We start from the raw sequence: 19,939 nt of genomic DNA on the forward strand, positions 1-19,939 counted from the left end.
TTGATTCTGGGGTCGGAAACGGCCGGCTAACGTCTGTGCAACGAGGAATATCCATGCAAGTTTCTGTTGAAAATACTACTGCTCTTGAGCGCCGCATGAGCGTCACCGTGCCGGCTGAGCGCATCGAGAGCCAGGTCAACAAGCGTCTGCAGCAGACCGCCCAAAAGGCCAAGATTGCTGGCTTCCGTCCAGGCAAAGTGCCAATGAGCGAAATCAAGCGTCGTTTCGGTGCTGATGCTCGTCAGGAAGCGGTAGGCGACGTGATCCAGTCTTCCTTCTACGAAGCTGTGGTTGAGCAGAAGCTGAACCCGGCTGGTCAGCCATCGATCGAGCCAAAGTCGCTCGAAGCGGGTAAAGACCTGGAATACGTAGCCGTATTCGAAGTGTTCCCTGAGTTCACCGTTGCCGGCTTCGAAGGTATCACCGTAGAGCGCCTGAGCGCTGACGTGGCTGATGCCGACCTGGACAAAATGCTGGAAGTGCTGCGCAAGCAGAACACCCGTTTCGAAGTGGCCGATCGTGCTGCCCAGAACGACGACCAGCTGAACATCGATTTCGTCGGCAAGGTCGACGGTGAAGTGTTTGCTGGCGGTTCCGCCAAGGGTACTCAGCTGGTGCTGGGTTCCGGCCGCATGATCCCTGGCTTCGAAGAAGGCCTGGTGGGCGCCAAGGCGGGTGAAGAGCGCGTTCTGAACCTGACCTTCCCAGAGGACTATCAGAACCTGGAACTGGCTGGTAAAACCGCCGAGTTCACCGTGACTGTCAACACTGTTTCCGAGCCAAAGCTGCCAGAACTGAACGAAGAGTTCTTCGCTCAATTCGGTATCAAGGAAACCGGTCTGGAAGGCTTCCGCACCGAAGTTCGCAAGAACATGGAGCGCGAACTGCGTCAGGCGATCAAGTCCAAGGTCAAGAATCAGGTCATGGACGGTCTGCTGGCCACCAACCCGATCGAAGTGCCTAAAGCACTGCTGTCCAACGAAGTTGACCGTCTGCGCGTGCAGGCTGTTCAGCAGTTCGGTGGCAACATCAAGCCTGATCAACTGCCGGCCGAGCTGTTCGAAGAGCAAGCCAAGCGCCGTGTAGTACTGGGTCTGATCGTGGCCGAAGTGGTCAAGCAGTTCGACCTGAAGCCTGACGAAGCCCGCGTTCGCGAGATGATTCAGGAAATGGCTTCGGCCTATCAGGAGCCTGAGCAGGTTGTGTCCTGGTACTACAAAAACGAGCAGCAACTGAACGAAGTTCGTTCGGTTGTGCTGGAAGAGCAAGTTGTGGATACTGTTCTGCAGAAAGCTAGCGTGACCGACAAATCGGTCTCTTACGAAGAAGCGGTCAAGCCGGTAGAAGCTCCACAAGCCGACTGATTGTTTCTGCGTTAAGAAGCACACACATAAGCCAGCCTTCGAGCTGGCTTATGTGCATTCAAGACATAACTATTTGGGAGTGACTGCAGAGCATGTTCCGTAATTCCTATATTCAGCAGAACTCTGATATCCAGGCCGCAGGCGGCCTGGTCCCGATGGTTGTCGAGCAGTCCGCTCGTGGCGAACGCGCCTACGACATCTACTCGCGCCTGCTCAAGGAGCGAGTGATCTTTCTGGTGGGCCCGGTAGAGGACTACATGGCCAACCTGATCTGTGCGCAACTGCTGTTCCTTGAAGCGGAAAACCCGGACAAGGACATCCATCTCTATATCAACTCCCCGGGCGGCTCGGTAACGGCAGGCATGTCGATCTACGACACCATGCAGTTCATCAAGCCTAACGTGTCGACCACCTGCATCGGTCAGGCGTGCAGCATGGGCGCATTCCTGCTGACCGCCGGTGCCCCAGGCAAGCGTTACTGCCTGCCGAACTCGCGTGTGATGATTCACCAGCCACTGGGCGGTTTCCAGGGCCAGGCGTCGGATATCGAAATCCATGCCAAGGAAATCCTCTTCATCCGTGAGCGCCTCAATACTTTGATGGCCAAGCACAGCGGCCGTACCCTTGAAGAAATCGAGCGCGATACCAATCGTGACAACTTCATGAGTGCAGAAGCTGCCCGTGAGTACGGGCTGATCGACGAAGTGATCAGCCAGCGCCCCGCGTAAAATAAGCAGCTCAAAATAGGCGTGGTCGGCGAGTCTGATCACTGGCGGGCTTGAAAAAGCCCGCAATAGCCTTCATCTTGTGTTGCAAGCCTATCGGATTTGGATCGAACGAATGACTGACACCCGCAACGGCGAGGACAACGGCAAGCTGCTCTATTGCTCCTTCTGTGGCAAAAGCCAGCATGAAGTGCGCAAATTGATTGCCGGCCCCTCGGTCTTTATCTGCGACGAGTGCGTCGACCTGTGCAATGACATCATCCGTGAGGAGGTGCAGGAAGCACAGGCTGAAAGCAACGCGCATAAATTGCCTTCGCCTAAAGAAATCAGCGGCATCCTTGATCAGTACGTGATTGGTCAGGAGCGTGCGAAAAAGGTTCTGGCCGTAGCGGTGTACAACCACTACAAGCGTCTGAACCAGCGTGACAAAAAGAATGACGACGTCGAACTCGGCAAGAGCAACATCCTGCTGATCGGCCCGACAGGCTCGGGTAAAACCCTGCTTGCCGAAACCCTGGCCCGCTTGCTGAACGTTCCGTTCACCATCGCCGACGCTACCACCCTCACCGAGGCGGGTTACGTGGGTGAAGATGTCGAGAACATCATTCAGAAGCTGTTGCAGAAATGCGATTACGATGTGGAAAAGGCCCAGATGGGTATTGTCTACATCGATGAAATCGACAAGATTTCGCGCAAATCCGACAACCCGTCGATCACCCGGGACGTTTCCGGTGAAGGCGTGCAGCAGGCCCTGCTCAAGCTGATCGAAGGCACGGTCGCTTCCGTTCCGCCTCAAGGCGGTCGCAAGCATCCGCAGCAGGAATTCCTGCAGGTCGATACGCGTAACATCCTGTTCATCTGCGGCGGTGCATTCTCCGGCCTGGAGAAGGTCATCCAGAACCGTTCCACCAAGGGTGGTATCGGCTTCAACGCGGAAGTGCGCAGCAAGGAAGAAGGCAAGAAAGTCGGTGAATCCCTGCGTGAAGTCGAGCCAGACGATCTGGTCAAGTTCGGCCTGATCCCGGAATTCGTCGGTCGTCTGCCGGTTCTGGCGACGCTGGACGAGCTTGATGAGGCTGCACTGATGCAGATTCTCACCGAGCCGAAAAACGCCTTGACCAAGCAATATGCCAAGTTGTTCGAGATGGAAGGTGTGGATCTGGAGTTCCGTACAGATGCACTGAAATCGGTCGCCAAGCGTGCCCTGGAGCGTAAAACCGGTGCCCGTGGCCTGCGTTCGATTCTCGAAGGTGTGCTGCTCGACACGATGTACGAAATTCCCTCGCAGTCTGAGGTGAGCAAGGTCGTCATCGATGAAAGTGTTATCGAAGGCAAGTCCAAGCCACTGTACATCTACGAAAACAGTGAGCCGACTGCCAAGGCCGCGCCAGACGCCTAAGCGTCACGCAGCTGAAATAAAGAAGGGGCCTTCGGGCCCCTTTGCTATTGTGGGCGCGGGCATGCCTGCGATAGCTGTTGGGCGTTCGAGGCTTTTGTGTAGTCGTCCAGGCCCGCGATCTTCAAGAGATCTTTTTATCCGCTTGTTTTTTTCGAAACTAGCCCCCATCTTGGTTTCAAGCTTACTTCCATCTGTTTACGGCCTTATGGCCGCCGTAGAGGCGAAATCATGAAGACAACCATCGAATTGCCTCTCCTGCCATTGCGTGATGTCGTGGTTTATCCGCACATGGTTATCCCGCTGTTCGTGGGGCGCGAGAAATCCATCGAAGCCCTCGAGGCCGCGATGACGGGCGACAAGCAGATTCTGCTGCTGGCCCAGAGAAACCCGGCTGACGACGATCCTGGTGAAGATGCCCTGTATCGCGTCGGTACCATTGCGACTGTCCTGCAGTTGCTCAAGCTGCCTGATGGCACCGTCAAGGTGCTGGTCGAAGGCGAACAACGCGGTACCGTCGAGCGTTTCATCGAAGTGGACGGCCACTGCCGTGCCGAAGTTTCCCTGATCGAAGAAGTCGACGCACCTGAGCGTGAGTCGGAAGTCTTCGTGCGCAGCCTGCTGTCGCAGTTCGAGCAATATGTGCAGTTGGGCAAGAAGGTCCCGGCTGAAGTCCTGTCGTCGCTCAACAGCATCGACGAGCCTGGTCGCCTGGTGGATACCATGGCTGCCCACATGGCGCTGAAAATCGAGCAGAAGCAGGAAATCCTCGAAATCATCGATTTGTCGGCCCGGGTCGAGCACGTCCTGGCGTTGCTCGATGCCGAGATCGATCTGCTGCAGGTCGAAAAACGCATTCGTGGTCGCGTCAAAAAGCAAATGGAGCGCAGTCAGCGCGAGTACTACCTGAATGAGCAGATGAAGGCCATTCAGAAAGAACTCGGCGACAGCGACGAAGGCCACAACGAAGTCGAGGAACTGAAAAAGCGTATCGACGCCGCTGGTCTGCCTAAAGACGCGTTGGCCAAGGCCACCGCGGAACTGAACAAACTCAAGCAAATGTCGCCGATGTCGGCAGAAGCGACCGTGGTCCGCTCCTACATCGACTGGCTGGTACAGGTGCCTTGGAAGGCCCAGAGCAAGGTCCGTCTGGATCTGGCGCGCGCCGAAGACATTCTTGATGCGGACCACTACGGTCTGGAAGAGGTCAAGGAACGCATCCTCGAATACCTCGCCGTGCAGAAGCGCGTGAAGAAAATTCGTGGTCCGGTGTTGTGCCTGGTCGGTCCTCCTGGGGTGGGTAAAACCTCCCTGGCCGAGTCGATTGCCCATGCCACCAACCGTAAATTCGTGCGCATGGCCCTCGGTGGCGTGCGTGACGAAGCGGAAATCCGTGGTCATCGCCGTACTTACATCGGTTCGATGCCGGGAAGATTGATTCAAAAGATGACAAAGGTGGGCGTGCGCAACCCGCTGTTCCTGCTCGATGAAATCGACAAGATGGGCAGCGACATGCGCGGCGATCCGGCATCTGCATTGCTGGAAGTGCTCGATCCGGAGCAGAACCACAACTTCAACGATCACTATCTGGAAGTCGATTACGACCTGTCCGATGTGATGTTCCTGTGCACCTCGAACTCGATGAACATTCCACCGGCGCTTCTGGACCGGATGGAAGTGATTCGTCTGCCGGGTTACACCGAAGACGAGAAGATCAACATCGCCGTCAAATACCTCTCGCCCAAGCAGATCACGGCCAACGGCCTGAAGAAAGGCGAGCTGGAATTCGACGAAGAAGCCATTCGCGACATCATCCGCTACTACACCCGCGAAGCCGGTGTACGGGGGCTGGAGCGCCAGATTGCCAAGGTTTGTCGCAAGGCGGTCAAGGAGCATGCGCTGGAAAAACGCTTCTCGGTGAAAGTGACCGCAGACATGCTGGAGCACTTTCTGGGCGTGCGTAAGTTCCGTTATGGCCTGGCTGAACAGCAGGACCAGATCGGTCAGGTGACTGGCCTGGCGTGGACCCAGGTGGGCGGCGAATTGCTGACCATCGAAGCCGCCGTCGTACCGGGCAAGGGCCAGTTGATCAAGACCGGTTCCCTGGGTGACGTGATGGTCGAGTCGATCACCGCTGCGTTGACCGTGGTTCGTAGCCGGGCGAAGAGCCTGGGGATCCCTCTGGACTTCCACGAGAAGCGCGACACGCACATCCATATGCCGGAAGGGGCGACGCCGAAAGACGGCCCTAGCGCCGGTGTGGGCATGTGTACCGCCCTTGTCTCGGCCCTGACCAGCATCCCGGTGCGAGCCGATGTCGCCATGACCGGCGAAATCACCTTGCGTGGCCAGGTCCTGGCAATTGGTGGTTTGAAAGAAAAACTGCTGGCTGCCCACCGCGGTGGAATCAAGACAGTGATCATTCCTGAAGAGAACGTGCGTGATCTCAAAGAGATTCCGGACAATATCAAGCAGGATCTACAGATTAAACCGGTTAAATGGATTGACGAGGTCCTGCAAATTGCGCTGCAATACGCGCCGGAGCCCTTGCCGGATGTGGCTCCGGAGATTGTCGCGAAGGACGAAAAACGCGAGTCGGATTCCAAGGAAAGAATTAGCACGCATTAGTACGTATTTGCCTGGGGGGCTTGTTGACAGTTTTTTAGAGCCCTTGTTATAAAGCGGCTCTTAAGTGTCTGTAGGCCATTCAGCACTCGTTTTTGCTTTCACCAAAAAAACTTAGAATCATACTCAAATAGATATAAGGGGACTTAGAGTGAACAAGTCGGAACTGATTGATGCTATCGCTGCATCCGCTGATATCCCGAAAGCTGCTGCTGGCCGTGCGCTGGACGCTGTAATCGAATCCGTCACTGGCGCTCTCAAGGCTGGCGACTCTGTTGTTCTGGTTGGTTTCGGTACTTTCTCCGTAACTGATCGTCCAGCTCGCATCGGTCGTAACCCACAGACCGGTAAGACTCTGGAAATCGCAGCAGCCAAAAAACCAGGTTTCAAAGCCGGTAAAGCACTGAAAGAAGCTGTCAACTAAGTTTCGATTCAGGTTTTTACCCATCCGGGTCGGGGTCATGCCTGACTTGGCAGCGGAGCGGCAGTCTGAGGGCAGGTCGCCGGTTCAAGACGCCGAGGGTCGCCAGTTCGAACCCTCGATCCGCTCCGCCAGTTACGAGAAGGCGCATCCTCGGATGCGCCTTTCTTCTATCCGGATTCTACCCACGCTCCACGGTTGCCTAATTTTGAAGTTCAACCGTTTCTGGGGGACGCATGCTGCAGAATATCAGGGACAATTCACAAGGCTGGATTGCCAAGACCATTATCGGGGTCATCGTTGCACTGATGGCTTTGACCGGTTTCGACGCCATTTTCAAGGCCACCACGCACAGCAATGATGCGGCCAAGGTCAATGGCGAACAGATCAGCCAGAACGAGCTGAGCCAGGCGGTCGATATGCAACGCCGTCAGCTCATGCAACAACTGGGCAAGGATTTCGACGCTTCGCTGCTCGATGAAAAAATGCTCCGCGAATCGGCTCTCAAGGGCCTGATCGATCGCAAACTGCTGCTGCAAGGCGCAGAAAAATCCAAATTCGCTTTCTCCGAAGCCGCTCTTGATCAAGTGATCCTGCAAACGCCTGAATTTCAGGTCGACGGCAAGTTCAGTCCTGAGCGTTTCGACCAGGTGATTCGCCAGCTCGGCTACAGCCGCATGCAGTTCCGCCAGATGCTGGCCCAGGAAATGCTGATCGGCCAACTGCGCGCCGGTCTGGCTGGCAGCGGTTTTGTCACCGACGCACAGGTACTGGCTTTCGCCCATCTGGAAAAGCAGACCCGCGACTTCGCCTCCCTGAACATCAAGGCTGACCCGGCCGCCGTGAAGCTGACCGATGATGAGGTCAAGGCTTACTACGACGAGCACGCCAAAGAGTTCATGACCCCGGATCAGGTGGTCATCGATTACCTGGAGCTGAAGAAGTCTTCCTTCTTTGATCAGGTCGCCGTCAAGGACGAAGACCTGCAAGCGGCTTACCAGAAAGAAATTGCCAACCTGTCCGAACAGCGTCGGGCTGCGCACATCCTGATCGAAGTCAACGACAAGACTACCGAAGCGCAAGCCAAGGCGAAGATCGAAGACATCCAGGCGCGTCTGGCCAAGGGTGAGAAGTTCGAAGCACTGGCCAAGGAGTTCTCCCAGGACCCTGGCTCGGCGAACAACGGCGGTGACCTGGGTTATGCCGGTCCTGGGGTCTACGACCCTGCGTTCGAAAAAGCCCTGTACGCGTTGAACAAGGACCAGGTGTCGGAGCCGATCCGTACAGATTTCGGCTACCACCTGATCAAGCTGCTGGGCGTGGAAGCACCTGAAGTGCCTACATTGGCCAGCCTGAAAGACAAGCTGACGCATGCCTTGAAAACCCAGGAAGTCGAGCAACGTTTCGTTGAAGCGAGCAAGCAACTGGAAGACGCGGCGTTCGAAGCGTCCGATCTGGCACAGCCTGCACAGGACCTGAAGCTGACCGTGCACACCTCCAAGCCGTTCGGCCGTGAAGGTGGCGAAGGCATTGCTGCCAATCGTGCGGTGATCACCGCGGCGTTCAGCCCGGAAGTACTGGACGAAGGTGCCAACAGCACGGCCATCGAACTCGATCCGGAAACCGTGATCGTGTTGCGTGCCAAGGAGCACCTGAAGCCTGCGCAGCTGCCGCTGGAAACGGTTTCTTCGGCGATCCGTGTGCAGTTGGCCAAGGAGCACGCCAGTGCTGCGGCCAAGACCAAGGCTGACGAGGTGATCGCCAACCTGCGTGATGGCAAGACGCCGTTGAACCAGGCGGTCGACGGTCAGAACTGGAAGGTTGTCGAAGCGGCCACCCGCGCTCAGGAAGGGGTTGACCCGGCTGTGTTGCAGGCGCTGTTCCGCATGCCGAAACCGGCTGCCAAGGACAAGCCGACCTTCACCAGCGTGACGCTGGCTGACGGCAGCCTGATGATCGTGCGCCTCAACGGGGTGAACGACGCAGCAACGCCAACTGACGAAGAGAAGGCGCAATACCGTCGCTACCTCGCTTCGCGTATTGGCCAGCAAGACTTTGCTGCCTATCGCAAGCAGCTGGAAAGCGAAGCGGACATCAAGCGTTACTGATGCCTGCCTGAGTTCCACGACAAAAAACCCCAGCCGAAAGCTGGGGTTTTTTCGTTGGACCGTACATCGATTGCCCGGGTGACTTTTTCTTCATTTCGGGGTCAACCCACCTGTAACCGTTTTAAGACACAATCGATGCTCCGCAAAGCTTCGATCTGTAGCACAATACGCCCCGAACCGTTTTCCTCAGGATGTTCAATGTCTAAATCATTTCCCATGCGGGTTGCCGTGTTGGCCGCCGTGCTGGCCGTTGCGGCCGGTTGTTCGTCGAACAAGGGCGCCATCTATGAGCATGAGAAGTTTGACGATTCCGGTACGTTTTCCCGCAACTACCCGGTCAGCGACGCGCAAAGCTGTGAAGCCGCCCGTCGTGCCTTGCTCAGCCAGGGCTACATCATTACCAGCAACGATCCCAAACTGATTTCCGGTCACAAGAGTTTCCAGCAGACCGGCGAAAATCACATGGAGATCAGCTTCAGTGTCGTGTGCACCGATGACGGCAGCGAGAAGCATCACGCCACGGTGTTCGCCAACGCCCTGCAGGATCGCTACGCGCTGAAGAAGACCAACAACTCCGCCAGCCTCGGCGTCGGCGTCTTGGGTTCGGTGTCGATGCCGATCGGCTCGTCCGACGACTCGATGGTCAAGGTTGCCAGTGAAACCGTAACGTCGGCCAAGTTCTACGATCGCTTCTTTGGATTGATCGAAATGTTCCTGCCGGCGGAAGCGAAGAAGGCTGCACACATTACCGAGAAGCCGAAGACCGACCTGGGTGTGCCTGAAACCAAGGCTGCGCCGGCTGCACTCGCGCCAACACCCGCAGCTGCGCCTGCCGCAGAGTCGATCCCGGCGGCACCGGTACTGGCGCCAGTACCAGTCGAGGCAACGCCAGTTGCGTCTGAAACGGTAGTGCCAGCACCTGCACCAGCCCCTTCGGCTACTCCGGTTGATAACGCTCAGCCGGCGGCGCCTGAGGAAGTCATTACGCCACCGAGCAACCCGGCCGACATGCCGCCACCTGGCGAGCCGATCCCGGCGATGCCTGCTTCCGGCCAGTGATGGACGTTCGCGTGACGGGATCGGCTTGATCGACAGCGATTCCGTCCCGCAAGCAAAGATTGACCCGCATCAAACCAGGCCGCTGTTCTGCGGCTTTCAGCGAAAAATCCCGTGATAAATTCCTGACCGCCTGCTACGTTTTATTCAGTAGCGACGACCTGTCGTGCCAGCGTCATTTTTCTTTCACCCGGGCACTTTATGCTCAGGTTGCAGGTCATTAACTCAGACGTTTCTACAGGTGTGTTGGGGGATTCAAAAATGGATGATTATCAAGAAGAGTTGCTCGAGTACCAGGCTTTCGAACTGGATCCGCCGGAGCCTGCAGAAGACGCTACCGAGCTGTAAGCGTCAGGCGGATTGGCGATGACTGCGGCGAAATTCGCCAGGCGTCTGTCCATTCCAGCGTTTGAATGCGCGTTGAAAGGCTTCGGCTGAGGCAAAACCCAGCAGGTAGGCGATTTCACCGAAGGCCAGTTCGGTATCGCGTATGTAGGTCATGGCCAGGTCGCGACGGGTGTCGTTGAGAATCGCCCGAAACTGCGTGCCTTCTTCGGCCAGTTTGCGACGCAAGGTCCAGGTGGGCAGCTTCAGGCGTGCCGCCACTTCTTCCAGGTCGGGTTCCCGACCACCACTGAGCAACGGTCCCAGCAATGCGATGATTCTCTCTCGCAGGCTGCGGGTGCGTGTCAGTTGCTCCAGCTCCCGTTCACACAGTTGCAGCAAGTGCCGCCAGGTGCTCGGACAATGCTCGGGGTTACGTTGGGCGAGGCTCGCAAGACTCAAGCGCAGTTGATTGTGCTCGGTACCAAACTGAATCGGGCAGTCACCCAGCACCTCATAGGCCGCGCGGTAATCGGGTGCTTCGAATTCGATTTCAATGCGTTCGGCGCGCAGTGGGGCAGGGCTCAGGCCGGACAATTGCTGCAACCACCCGGCGATGATCGAGTCCACCACAAAGCGGTTGTAGGCGTTGTAGGGGCTGATGGAGTAGAAGCGCAGCCAGGCGCCTTGGGCGTCTTCGTGAAAGCTGGATTGACCGCGATAGTTGGAGCCGTAGAGCGCTTCGAAACGAATCAGGCAGCGCGCCGCTTCGCGTACTGTCGGTGCCTGGGCCGCCGTCACGCCAGCAAGGCCGGCCTGACTCAAGCGGCTGAGCTGTCCCATGCGCAAGCCGAGAGCCGGGTCGGCAGTCAATTGAATGGCCGCGTGACCCAGGCGCATGTAGCGCGGTATCGACAGCCGCGCACCTGCTTCGCTCAGGCGGGCCGTATCCAGGCCGTATTGTTCGAGCAGCGGCTGTGGGTCCACGTCATGACTACGCACCGCGTCGGCCAGGCTGTGGACGAAGCCTACCGACAGATCACCGAGACGCATCGGCAGCGGTTTCATGGGCTACAACCAGACATTGAGCATGCGCGCGCCACGGGCGTTGTCATTGGCGAACTGCTGGCCGTTACGGTTCAGGAAGCTCTGGCCGGCACTGCCCTGATCCCAGAAGTGCCCCCGAAGGAATACGCTCATGCCGGCGATGGCACGGCTGTCCGGTGCGTGTGTGGTCAGGGTCAGGGTTCGCCAGGCCTGACCTTCGCTGACATCCCCGGCGTTGAGTCTGAAAGACGCCGGAATCGATGAGCCCCGGTAGCCACGCCACGGCTGGTCCCACGTGCCGTGGCCGGGAACAAATGCCGGTACAGCGACCAGTTGCACACTCTGGTCATCAAGCCTGCGGTAATTGTCCGGGTCCCAACTGTCGCGACCGATGAGTACACCGAGCCGGCCAGCCGGGGTGTCGACTGCATTTAGCACATGCTCGCTGTTGGCCTTGATCGCATCGTGTCCGGCGAAGGACGGATACATCTGCCGTTGCGGTTGGCCAATGGGGAGGCCATCGCTGTTGAACACCACGCTGCTGTTGTACAGCGCGCCACGGCCGATTTTCAGGGTGCCGTTGACGATGCTGGGTTCGGGCAACACGATGGAGCCCGCCACCAGGGTGATGTGGAATTCCCTGGCCAGTCCGCCGAACAGCGCCTGGTAGTCCTTGGCCATCGATTTGGCCTTCATGCGCAGGTGCGCGTCATCCAGCCGGTTGCCACCTTCGGCGCTGATCAGGGCACGGACAAACTTCAGCGGATTGCTCACCGCCAGCCAATTCATCGCTTCCTTGAGGGAGCTGGCCTGATACAACTCGTCTTTCTCGCCGCTGACCATCAGCCAGGTGCCAATGTGCTCCGGCAATACCACGATGGTTTTGCCGTTCAACAAACCCTGGGCCTGGGCTTTCTGCAGATAGGCCGCGAGCTTGCGGTGCAGGCGTTCGGGGCTTTGATAGTCAGTGGGGAACAATTCGGGCTGGATGCCCAGCAGATTGCCGTGATCGGCGGGGGCGCCCTGATCGACGGCCAGGCTGATGCGCAGGTCCGAGAGGTAATGCCCCATCGGACGGTCCGCGGCCCACATCGCGTAGGTCGTGAGGGCAGCGATCACTGCCAGGGAAAACGTCAGGTACAGAAATTTACGCATGGGTGAACAGTCAACGGCCACGGGCTGGCATGGATTTTCATTGATCCTGAACTTTTGAGCTACCGAAAATCAATAGGTTATTAATTTTTTTTCATGTTAGCAGAATTTTTATTTTCACCCAAATTGGTATTTTCCTGCGAATTAAGCATCGTAATTGCACCTCAAAACTAGGTCCGGTCAAGGGGCCAGATCGAAAGAGAAAAATGGGAGAACAGTTGATCTTTCTTGGGTGCAGATTTTTAGCGAAAGGGGAGCGGGCGTCGGCAGGGATCTAGCTTTGGTGTAAATACTGGTCGATATAACTCAACTACATATATTTTCTAGGGAGGTAGCTTTTGTGAGGTCGATGTTAATCTAAGATCTGGGCTAGACGAAACGTAAAAACGTTACATGCTTTTCGTTCTATACCGTGCGGTTGTCAGTAATCTCAATAATATTATTATTCGGTGGACTTGGGGTTTTTTGCTAAGGCCTTGGGATCGCCGTAATCGGTAGCATTTGTTAGCGAGGGCCCGGTTTACTTTCTTGTTATTGATGATTCTATGCCTATAGACTGTGCTATAGACTGAAGTGTTGCAGGAGTCGTCAGGTAGTGACTATAGATTCTACGCAGGGGCTTCGTAGTCTTTGGTTGAGTACTTATCTTACGCTGACTTTTGCGGTGCTCAGTAAGTATATTGTTAACTTCGTCTAGCCTTAAGACTGTATGCCCGTTTATAGAGTCTGGATGACATAGAGGTAGGGGTGTTATTTTTTTTGCGTCAATAAGACCTGATACAACTGATTTGGAAACTCTAAATTTTGTGTAAAGGGATGTCGTTGTAATATAGTTGCGATAATGCTCATTAATTTTCTTTGCATCATCTAGTGTAATGTAGGCTCTTTCCAGCCATATGCACTCTATATATCCCGTGTTAATAAAGCGTGAGTGGATGATGCGCGAGTCGCAACCTGTCGCTTCGTCAACCTCCGATACTGATAGGTGTTTTTCTCTCCAGATCAGTGCGTTCCTCATTCCTTCCTCAGTGCAATATTCTCTATGACTTCTACCTCTCCGGATCGGCCCAGGGGCTGTTTTCAATATTCCCAATCTCACAAGTTCAGCCACATCTTTAACGGGCATGCGTAAACGCTCGGAAGCGATGTTGAAAGTTATTAGTCCGCTAGAGTAGGGGAGATGTTTTAAGATATTCATATTTCGTCGATCAAGGCGTTGGCGCAGATCTTCGGGAAGGTGTTTTCTTTGATAAACTAAGAGTTTTCTTGCGTAGCGTGTGGTCCGAATAGCTATCGGGGCTAAGTTTAAAAGAAGAGTTCTTAGTTCGTTGTTGGAAAACCCGCTTTTTCTGATTATCTCAGACTTAAGGGCGTAGTTGTCGTTAAATTTATTTACTTCTCCTAGCGTGGTGGCTATTCTTGATGAGTTGTCCAGCTTCGCTCCCTTCAATAAGCCGGAGCTTATAAGTCGACGTACGGTTTTTGGCGTTGTGCCTAAAAGTTCTGCTGCGGCTATATGATTCAAAAGCTCAAATTCGTGCAATGGCTCTGCTGGAGTATCATCCCGCTCCCACAAAATATCTTTGTGGGAATATAGCGTCTTGCATAGCTCGGGGCACTGAAAGGTTTTTCGAATTGTGCGCCGAGATGAAGAGTACACGCAGCGGTGTTCGTTCCGCAATGCCATAACATTCTCATTGGAGCCAAATATCAGCTTTATTTCCTCGGACTCAAATACAAGTTCCCCACACTGGCAGTTGGCAGCATGACTCACAGGGCGGGTCTGGCACGCACTGAAATAGTATTCTTTTGCATATTGACTAAGTGTTGGGTTTGCGCTGAGCAGAAATGGTGCTAGTAGTGCTCGACGGTGGAGGCTGGGGAATCGGTCTTGCAGTTTTTCCAATTCTCGAAAGAAAAAAGTTTTGTTGCCAGTTGCTATCTTGGTGCAACTTTCAAGGATGAATGACCGATTGTCACATGTATGCGCAAAGCTCATCGCGGTCATGGCTGCAATGAAGGTAGTGAAGAACTGCGTATCTTTATTGTTCAATGCTGTACTGAGTAATTGACTCGTATGGTTGTTTGCAAGTACAGTAGGTGTGAGGCGTAAATCAAAGCCACAGGGGCAGAAATAATTATTTATGCTCCGCCATTCGAGTTTGTTCTTGCATTCTGGACACTTCTCAATGTACAACTCTCCATGTACAGGACACACATCCGAAAAATTAAAGGCATGCATCTGATTGAGGAAGCCCTCGCGAGCGCAACCAGGGCAAAGGGCCAGATCTGTTCTTACTACTGAAGGCGCAAAAGAAACTCCCGCAACGTTTATTCCACTTCGCGAACTTGGTCCTGAAGGGGTAAAAAAACACGCTTGGATGCTAGCCTTCTCATGCGGTTCAAAAGACGAATGACTGGTTAGTAAGTTGCAGGCTGCATGGGCTTTCCAAAGCACAGAAATCATGGAGTTACGCTGATGATTATGGGCATCCAGGAGGAACTGATTCGTTGAGATGCCGTTGCCAATTGCACAGCGATATATCAACGACATTGCGCTCTCCCCATCTTTCGGAATCGGAAAAAATATGAGTGGGCTCATTTTTTCTTCCTGCTGCTTGTGATTGCCTTTTTAAGCTGGCCAATGGTCATCTCGAATGGATTTTCTTTTGTAAGGCGAAGTGAAACCTTTACACGATTACAGCCCGCAGCCAAATCGTCGATGAGTAGGTTTTCATCATTTCTGTTAAGCGCTGCCATTATGGCAGCAAACAAAATGTTAAATAAACCTCGGAAATTTCCTCCTGTTGCTACATAAAAGGAAAGTACCATTTTTTCATCTGTGAATGCGGGTGTGTTGACGAAGCCAATTTCAGTTTTTAAATGCGTCGCATAGGCTCGAAGCACCTTGGAAAACGTATTCCAGTTTTCCGGTGTGCTCAGGGAGAAAGGTTGTAGGTAGGCACGGTATGGAAAACGATCGGTGAGTGCGCTGCGCAAATCGATAATTTTTTCAGTTTCGCACTCGCCAACTAATAGTACGGGTCTTTGGAATACGTCCATTAGAACCTTAACAAAGTCAGCCGCATTTTTGATTGCTTGGCTGGTGCCAGATCGATAGAGGTGGGGCCACTCATCGAGTATGAGAAGTTTTGTCTGGCAGCTTACGAGCGTTTGGAATAGACAGCTTTCCAAGGCTTCCTGATTTTGGTAGGGGCGATAAGCTCCAAATTCCCTCAATAACCTGGCCATAAGAGATTTGACAGTAGTGTCGTTCGGCACAAGGCATGAAACGACTGGCATGATTTTTTGAATCCCGTCCTCCGACTTTACAAAGCGCGCAGGTGGGAACTCGGCAGTTAGTTGTTGACAAATACGGCTTTTACCCGTGCCTGAGTCTCCTAGTAGTACTGCACCACAGTTTTCGCCGAGCACATCTGCCGCTTCGATTGAACGATGGAGTGACTCCAGCGCGTCCGAATAGGAGGGGTGTAGGATCGTAAGCTCTTTGAAGTGCTGAAGCTTCGCTTTAGTGATCGGATTCATCATCGTCTCCAACTGCCGTATAAAGAGTAATGAAGTCTTCGTCATCTGTAGTTAGGCCTCCCTCAATGCAAGTATCCAATGAAGAGTTGTCCATCTCTTCATCTTTAGTTGTGGGAGTCATATTGATTGGTTTGCTTTTTTTCTGACTACTTTCTTTGCATGCTTTCACGTACTCGTTGAGCTCATAAAGTTTTATTAGAGCAATATCAGCGTTGAAGTTATTCCTTTCTTGCAATAGCTGCGCTACAACTAATTCATGATCGCTGAGTGTCAGGCCGTTTTGGTAGTCTGGATCAGTGGCTGTCGCCGGATGTCTGTCATCCGGCGTTTCGGGGTGTGCCACCCAGACGGTGCCGAGGTCACAAGGATTGTAGTAGACCACTGCCTTTTGATCTCGTTTAAGTTTCTGGCGAACCTCAGGTAATCCAGCCCCGAACCAACTTAGGTGTTTAGTATAGACTCGTCCGCCGTCGAGCCTTAAATACCACCTGCTTACACACAAGTCTTTTAGTTCCTCTTCGGTGTATTGCTCGGCTGGGGGCGCGAGTGAACATAATTGAATCTTCTTTTGTGCTGGACTGGTATATAATTCTTCGTGCCAAGTGTTATGGTACACCTCGAGCCAAGATTCATAGGCTGTGCGTAATTGCTCTAGGGTCAAACAGGCATATTCTTTCGAGGAGTAATCACCTAGTGCCTCTGGAGAGCCTTTGGTTGTGCCTGGAAGATTATTGGTAAATCCGGTGCTTACGGTACCGAAGAAACGTTCGATCATGGCTTTTGCGTCAGGATCATCAATGGGAACGTAATTAGGGTTGATGCCCAAGGTTTTGAACGTTGTAATCGTCCAGTTGTTTAGAATCTCCGAGCCATGATCTCCACCAATTCCCGCCATCTTACCGTTTTTGATGATTGCTCGTATCGTCGCTCGCATCATCTTCTCCGCACAGGGTGCGCCTAGGGAAATGTCCCACCCAGAGTTTTCCCTTGTGGCAGGTACAATATGTGCCGAGAGTACTGGCCGTCCGACTACACCCGTTCGATGATCCTTGACGCACACATTCATCTTGTGACTATCAAAGAGAGTCACGGAGTACGGGTCGTCATCGATATACAGATGACCGCTAAATTTGTTCTTTCTTCTGGCGGATTTCGTCCCCTCCCGTTTTTGGGTGACGTAATAGCTATCTTTCTGCAATATCCGCCGACGGAAAGTCGCGTACGATGGTACTTTTAACCTCTCAGTACTATACTTGGCACGGTCTCTGTTTTCTTTGGCAATGTGCCCCTTTAATAACTTATATGCATGAGTGATGGACGGTCGTTCTCTTTGCAAGTACACCGTGTCTATATAGTGCTGTATGAGTTCTTCAGCGCAAGTTGGTAGTCGTTTAGGGCGAGGTTTAGGCGCCAACCTGAGCAGCGATAAGGGATTGCAGTTATTATCCGATAACCTTTTTTTCCATCTCCTGACGGAAGATAGGCTAGGTCGATCGTCATCTTGGATTCTGTCTGCGACTCGTTTGATCATCGCCTCACCGGCGATGCGTGGAAGCCTGCCGTCAAGGTTCTCCAGGCACTCCAGTGCGTAAGCAAAATGTGTTCGCGCCATTTTTTGCTGCAACTCCGGCATTGATGCAAAACGGGCAGCAGGGCTAATATCGATGGGGGCACGTTGGTGCAGAATCAATTTGCCTTTTTGCTCCATGCTGGCAAACATGTCGCGGTCAATGAAACGGCGGTATTGATGAATTAGGGAGCACATTGCAATGTCGCTACCATCTATACTTACAATCTCGTAGACCTGACCGTCGAGCCTATATTGCGCGCCTACTTTCGGTTCGCTAATGCTCATCACGAACTCCCCAAATCGGTGTGTCTAGGGTCAGGCGTTGACTGTGGTCAAAATTTAGCAACCGCTCAAAGAGAGCTCTATATATTGCCCGCTCGCGGACTTGGGATGGGTGCATCAGTAGTTGGCGCAAGCTGATTGGGTAATGCAGTGTGGACAATAGCCGCAAACATCCGCCGAACTCATCTGGGCAGACGTTAAATGAGTGAAAGTACAAAAATTTCAGATTTCTCAACCGTTCTGCGGGGCGAATATAGGGGAGGTCGGCCAATACCAATTGGAGCCCTTGTCTGTGTAGAGTTTCCTGTGCTGCGTGAAGTGTTGTAATCCAGCGCGAAGATAGTTCGCTGAAATTTACTTTCACCTCCGTGTAGTAGCATAGCTCGGACGTTTCGACCTTGAAGTCCGGGCGATATCGGCGCTGACGGTTATTGATTAGGAGTTGTAATTCCCGTGGTTGACTGACGTACTGAATTACTCTTGGGTCGTATTCTAAGTGCACACAATAGTCTGACTCAAGGGTGCTGTGGCACACAACTTGGGTATGGTTCTTCCTTGATGGGAAAAACAGCAGGTGTTTGCCGTATCCTTCTCGTTGGGCGAGCTTGCGGACTTGTATATGACCTTCCATCGTTTGTCTCCAATGCATCAGGCACGGGTCTGATATTAGAGCTGGCGGTAATCAGCTATGATTACCTGGCTGGTTGATAGTATTTACGTACACAATCTTACTTATTTGTCGCCGACATGAAGACAAAATTTCTGGCGCAACTAGTGGCCGAGTTTGCGAGTGTCGGGCTTGATAGCATTAGAACCTTGCTGATAAGTCTTCAGCCACTCTTCAAATTTCTTGCGAAGTGTTATGGTGTAGGTGTTTGCTGTGCTGCTGTCATCCGCAATACCTTTAATCAGGTAGAGATTAAAGTCGTGGAAGAATCGTTCGACTTTCGCGCTCTGCTTGTGACGATTTGAATTGTCGAACCTCACGTCAAGGTGAATGTCGTTCAGAGCATGTGGGATTTCTCTGGTGTCCAACGCAGAGTCCACAATGTATTGAGGTCCCTCCTCTCCGCAACGTACTCCATTGGTCAACGTCACGTGGATAGCGTGCTGCAATGAGTAGGACAGATCCCGTCTGTGCACGTCACCAAAAATTGCGTGCATTTCCACTGAATGGCAAACGTATGCTGGGCGGGTTTTAAAGTGCAGAAGTTGCGCATAGCAGATGGCCAGCTCGTCATCAGGAATGCAGCGATCAAACCTGTCCATCACCGGTTCTCCTCTAGGTACACAGTGGTCAATGTGGGCACCGTGAGCTGCTGTCGGTGAAGAGGCGTTCATTCAATTGCGCGATTTGGCGAGCAATGTCATGCGCGAGCGATAGCCGCGACAGCCCCTGTTACCGATAACTTGAGTGCATTTTCTCCAGAGTCAGTAGCTGAATGAGCTACGGTTGGCGATCCAGCCGGCGGTGCTGGTCTAGGACGATGTTGTTTTAACTTCGCGGTGGCCCCAACTCGCATGACAAGCGCGGTTAGGAAGCGCTTTGTGTGAGGGAAGAGGAGTCACCAGGGAATCGAGTTTCGCTGCATTTCGGCGGTAAGAATCCTTCCGCTCAAGCCAGACACAATCATCTTGCGCAGAGGTGACTATGTACTCGGAATTGCCATACTCGCCGTATTGTCCGACCTGCGATTCCCTAGGAGCAGCGACCGATGCCCTTTCAAGGATCGAGTTAAGGGCTAAGACAGTGGCCTTCGCCAGCGATGAACCGTTACACAGCCGCCAGATGAAGAGAGTTCGATTGGAGACGTCCGAGGCCATCGATGCAGTGCATGGCGAGGCATCGACTCCCTTCAGTTCTGCCGCTAGAAAACGGGAGTCGCTGCGAAGGAACTTGAACGCGTCAATGGGAGCTTCTGTACTCATGGTGGCGATCTCCACAATGCATACGGGCCGTACGTTTGGTAAGGCGGGCGGCCTCTTTATTACGACTGCCGAAAGCCAGGGGGCTTTTCATCGCTAGTTCAGCGATGCGCTGAAGTTGAGGAAGGCTTGGTATTGGGCGTGCCTCACCTAGGCCGAATGTTCCACCTTCAGATAGCGTCAAATTGATTATTACCAAATTCGCCGCCTAGAGACACCTACCTATCTGCAGCATCAATTTTTTTGATCCGGAATAATCCTATAATAATCAGTTGGATAAGTAGGTCGCCGCGTAAAAAATTCAGCATTGGTACAAGCTTGTCCGCAGCCTCTCATCGACCGTGCTGGACGCACCAACAACATGTTGTAGAACTACACTCTCTGCAGGTTCAGTGTG

13 protein-coding genes are annotated in these 19,939 nt (G+C 53.5%); 7 read left to right on the forward strand and 6 right to left on the reverse strand.

All coding sequences use genetic code 11. The features are described 5' to 3' along the window. Positions 1 to 53 precede the first annotated feature (53 nt). From tig to EIY72_RS09865, 7 genes are all read left to right on the forward strand, one after another. On the forward strand, positions 54 to 1,364 hold the full coding sequence (gene tig / locus EIY72_RS09835; RefSeq protein WP_093224284.1) for a trigger factor: 1,311 nt from the start codon (positions 54 to 56) through the stop codon (positions 1,362 to 1,364). A 92-nt stretch (positions 1,365 to 1,456) separates the two neighbouring features. After that, a complete protein-coding gene (gene clpP / locus EIY72_RS09840) occupies positions 1,457 to 2,092 on the forward strand; it encodes an ATP-dependent Clp endopeptidase proteolytic subunit ClpP (protein ID WP_090468346.1) in 636 nt (211 codons plus the stop codon). Between the two features lie 112 nt (positions 2,093 to 2,204). After that, a complete protein-coding gene (gene clpX, locus EIY72_RS09845; RefSeq protein ID WP_093224282.1) occupies positions 2,205 to 3,488 on the forward strand; it encodes an ATP-dependent Clp protease ATP-binding subunit ClpX in 1,284 nt (427 codons plus the stop codon). 228 nt (positions 3,489 to 3,716) lie between these two features. Further along, positions 3,717 to 6,113 carry an endopeptidase La gene (gene lon / locus EIY72_RS09850; protein ID WP_093224280.1) on the forward strand — a complete coding sequence of 799 codons (2,397 nt, stop codon included), beginning with the start codon at positions 3,717 to 3,719 and terminating at the stop codon, positions 6,111 to 6,113. A gap of 148 nt (positions 6,114 to 6,261) precedes the next feature. Continuing rightward, positions 6,262 to 6,534 (forward strand): HU family DNA-binding protein, encoded by a 273-nt coding sequence (locus tag EIY72_RS09855; protein WP_002552737.1) that lies wholly within the window; start codon positions 6,262 to 6,264, stop codon positions 6,532 to 6,534. A 233-nt stretch (positions 6,535 to 6,767) separates the two neighbouring features. Further along, entirely contained in the window at positions 6,768 to 8,639 is a 1,872-nt protein-coding gene (locus tag EIY72_RS09860) for a SurA N-terminal domain-containing protein (RefSeq protein ID WP_093224277.1), read from the forward strand. A 198-nt stretch (positions 8,640 to 8,837) separates the two neighbouring features. Then, positions 8,838 to 9,698 carry a DUF2242 domain-containing protein gene (locus EIY72_RS09865; RefSeq protein ID WP_093224274.1) on the forward strand — a complete coding sequence of 287 codons (861 nt, stop codon included), beginning with the start codon at positions 8,838 to 8,840 and terminating at the stop codon, positions 9,696 to 9,698. Between the two features lie 348 nt (positions 9,699 to 10,046). On the opposite strand, the gene EIY72_RS09870 is transcribed toward EIY72_RS09865, so the two are convergent. From EIY72_RS09870 to EIY72_RS09895, 6 genes are all read right to left on the reverse strand, one after another. Next, positions 10,047 to 11,087, reverse strand: a complete 1,041-nt coding sequence (locus tag EIY72_RS09870) for an AraC family transcriptional regulator (RefSeq protein ID WP_093224271.1) — start codon at positions 11,085 to 11,087, stop codon at positions 10,047 to 10,049. Positions 11,088 to 11,090: 3 nt separating this feature from the next. Further along, complete coding sequence (locus EIY72_RS09875) at positions 11,091 to 12,221, reverse strand: nitrilase-related carbon-nitrogen hydrolase (RefSeq protein ID WP_093224268.1); 1,131 nt, start codon at positions 12,219 to 12,221, stop codon at positions 11,091 to 11,093. A gap of 517 nt (positions 12,222 to 12,738) precedes the next feature. Then, the gene (locus tag EIY72_RS09880) at positions 12,739 to 14,820 is read right to left on the reverse strand and encodes a TniQ family protein (RefSeq protein WP_093224265.1); all 2,082 of its coding nucleotides are present in this window, start codon (positions 14,818 to 14,820) and stop codon (positions 12,739 to 12,741) included. After that, positions 14,817 to 15,764, reverse strand: a complete 948-nt coding sequence (locus tag EIY72_RS09885) for a TniB family NTP-binding protein (RefSeq protein ID WP_157720944.1) — start codon at positions 15,762 to 15,764, stop codon at positions 14,817 to 14,819. The genes EIY72_RS09880 and EIY72_RS09885 overlap by 4 nt, the downstream gene beginning before the upstream one ends. Then, a complete protein-coding gene (locus EIY72_RS09890) occupies positions 15,748 to 17,619 on the reverse strand; it encodes a hypothetical protein (RefSeq protein ID WP_093224259.1) in 1,872 nt (623 codons plus the stop codon). Before EIY72_RS09890 ends, EIY72_RS09885 begins: the two co-directional genes overlap by 17 nt. 768 nt (positions 17,620 to 18,387) lie before the next feature. Continuing rightward, complete coding sequence (locus tag EIY72_RS09895) at positions 18,388 to 18,885, reverse strand: hypothetical protein (RefSeq protein ID WP_093224256.1); 498 nt, start codon at positions 18,883 to 18,885, stop codon at positions 18,388 to 18,390. Between the last annotated feature and the right edge of the window lie 1,054 nt (positions 18,886 to 19,939).

This window comes from Pseudomonas vancouverensis, assembly GCF_004348895.1.
GTDB lineage: Bacteria > Pseudomonadota > Gammaproteobacteria > Pseudomonadales > Pseudomonadaceae > Aquipseudomonas > Aquipseudomonas vancouverensis.

Excerpts from the sequence above, each read along its gene's own strand:
- EIY72_RS09875 (WP_093224268.1), bottom strand. The coding sequence starts at position 12,221 with ATGCGTAAATTTCTGTACCTGACGTTTTCCCTGGCAGTGATCGCTGCC.
- clpP (WP_090468346.1), top strand. The coding sequence starts at position 1,457 with ATGTTCCGTAATTCCTATATTCAGCAGAACTCTGATATCCAGGCCGCA.
- EIY72_RS09870 (WP_093224271.1), bottom strand. The coding sequence starts at position 11,087 with ATGAAACCGCTGCCGATGCGTCTCGGTGATCTGTCGGTAGGCTTCGTC.
- EIY72_RS09890 (WP_093224259.1), bottom strand. The coding sequence starts at position 17,619 with ATGAGCATTAGCGAACCGAAAGTAGGCGCGCAATATAGGCTCGACGGT.
- EIY72_RS09865 (WP_093224274.1), top strand. The coding sequence starts at position 8,838 with ATGTCTAAATCATTTCCCATGCGGGTTGCCGTGTTGGCCGCCGTGCTG.
- clpX (WP_093224282.1), top strand. The coding sequence starts at position 2,205 with ATGACTGACACCCGCAACGGCGAGGACAACGGCAAGCTGCTCTATTGC.
- EIY72_RS09880 (WP_093224265.1), bottom strand. The coding sequence starts at position 14,820 with ATGAGCCCACTCATATTTTTTCCGATTCCGAAAGATGGGGAGAGCGCA.
- EIY72_RS09860 (WP_093224277.1), top strand. The coding sequence starts at position 6,768 with ATGCTGCAGAATATCAGGGACAATTCACAAGGCTGGATTGCCAAGACC.
- EIY72_RS09885 (WP_157720944.1), bottom strand. The coding sequence starts at position 15,764 with ATGAATCCGATCACTAAAGCGAAGCTTCAGCACTTCAAAGAGCTTACG.
- EIY72_RS09895 (WP_093224256.1), bottom strand. The coding sequence starts at position 18,885 with ATGGACAGGTTTGATCGCTGCATTCCTGATGACGAGCTGGCCATCTGC.
- tig (WP_093224284.1), top strand. The coding sequence starts at position 54 with ATGCAAGTTTCTGTTGAAAATACTACTGCTCTTGAGCGCCGCATGAGC.
- lon (WP_093224280.1), top strand. The coding sequence starts at position 3,717 with ATGAAGACAACCATCGAATTGCCTCTCCTGCCATTGCGTGATGTCGTG.